Source organism: Candidatus Pelagibacter communis, from assembly GCF_001179945.1.
Lineage (GTDB): Bacteria > Pseudomonadota > Alphaproteobacteria > Pelagibacterales > Pelagibacteraceae > Pelagilacustribacter > Pelagilacustribacter ubique_A.
This window is the reverse complement of the sequence record NZ_CVSG01000089.1, coordinates 1-1,622: the sequence shown is the minus strand read 5'-3', so window position 1 is coordinate 1,622 and position 1,622 is coordinate 1. Positions and strand designations below refer to the sequence as shown.

2 protein-coding genes are annotated in these 1,622 nt (G+C 31.1%); one reads left to right on the top strand and one right to left on the bottom strand.

Translation table 11 applies throughout. The features are described from left to right. The coding region (locus AMN78_RS03825; RefSeq protein ID WP_256997714.1) for a phosphate acyltransferase at positions 1-985 on the top strand (985 nt) is incomplete at its 5' end. Here the strand turns inward: AMN78_RS03825 and AMN78_RS03820 are convergent. Next, a complete protein-coding gene (locus AMN78_RS03820) occupies positions 982-1,560 on the bottom strand; it encodes a BON domain-containing protein (RefSeq protein WP_075534255.1) in 579 nt (192 codons plus the stop codon). The genes AMN78_RS03825 and AMN78_RS03820 overlap by 4 nt on opposite strands. Between the last annotated feature and the right edge of the window lie 62 nt (positions 1,561-1,622).

The following is a 1,622-nucleotide window of genomic DNA, read 5'->3' as shown; positions in this document are numbered from 1 at the left end:
ACTTATGCAGGGTATCAATGCAAAAGTAAGAAAGAATCCAAAAAGAGTAATATTCGCCGAAGGAGAAGATGAAAATATGTTAAAGGCAGCTATTGAATTTGGTCGTAATAAATTAGGAACTCCAATTTTGATTGGTGCAGAAAAAAGAATTAAAGAACAACTTAAAAATATTGGTCTTGATGAAAATTATAAGATTGAGATTGTAAATTCTACAGATAAAGAAAAAAGAGAGAAATATGTAAAGCATTTATACAAAAAACTTCAACGAGAAGGTCAATTAGAAAGAGATGTAGACCGATTAGTAAGGAACGAGCGTATTGCCTGGGGTGCATCCATGATTGCATGTAAAGATGCGGATGCAATGGTAACAGGAAACATTAGACATTATGCTGCTTCCATTGAAAAGCTAAAAAAAGTTACAGATCCGAGGCCTGGAGAAGAAATATTTGGCATGACCATGATAACTCTAAAAGGGAAAACAATTTTAGTAGCTGATACAAACGTTCAGGATTTTCCATCTCCAGAGAGGCTGGTTAAAGTATCTAAATCTTGTGTCAGGGTTGCGAGGTTATTTGGATTCGATCCAAAAGTTGCCTTTTTATCTCATTCTACTTTTGGAAAACCAATATCAAAAAATACGAAGCATGTGAGAGACGCAATAGAATTGTTGAAAAAAGAAAAAGTTGATTTTGATTTTGACGGAGAAATGCAGCCAGATGTAGCATTAAATCCAATTTATCAAGATGTTTATCCTTTTTCAAAAATAGTTGGCAATGCAAATATTTTAATCATGCCAGCTTTACATAGCGCTGCAATATCAACAAAATTAATGAAAGTATTTGGTGGAGGAAAATTAATTGGACCTTTATTAATTGGATTGGGATCACCTATAGAGGTTGCACCTTTGAGAGCTAGCACTTCTGAGATTTTAAACCTAGCCTCTATAGCTGCTTATTCTTCAGACGTTATAGATTATTCAAGCTAAAGCTTACTTCGACTTAATTCACTAGCTAGATAAATTGAAGGAATAACTTTATTTACATCGTAAATTTTATTTGCTTCGTTAACTACCTCTTTTTTTTCATCTTGGTCCATAGCTATACCGAAAATATAAATGTTTTTATTTATAGTTTCTAAAGTATAGTTTCTTGCCTTTGTTTTTTTGTTTAAAATTAAAGCTGTCCTTAGTTGGCTTGTAATTAAAATATCTTTTGCAGTACTTTTAAAATTAGATTGGCCTTTTATAGTAATTGCATTTTTAACAGATCTTACGCCTTTAGTTTCCCAAGCCATTTTTGTAATTTTAATTTTTTCTTCTGGTTCCTCTACTTTTCCAGACAGAAAGATATTTCCATCTCTCACTTCAGATTGAATAAATAAAAAATATTTTTTTTCTGTCAGCGCAAGTCTAGCTGATAAATTTTTTTGCATTATAGTATCATCAATTTGCATACCGATAGTCCTAGGATCAAAAGTTATATCTACTCCCGCTCCGAATCTACTTACAGATGAGCACGATATAAGTGTTAAAATAATTAGAATACTAAGAAGTTTTTTCATTCTTAATTTTTAAACATAATTGATATATTTTTTTTTTATTAATTTTTTCACTTTTAAAAATC

Bases quoted from the DNA above. Each gene is read 5' to 3' on its own strand.
- AMN78_RS03820 (WP_075534255.1), bottom strand. From the start codon at position 1,560: ATGAAAAAACTTCTTAGTATTCTAATTATTTTAACACTTATATCGTGC.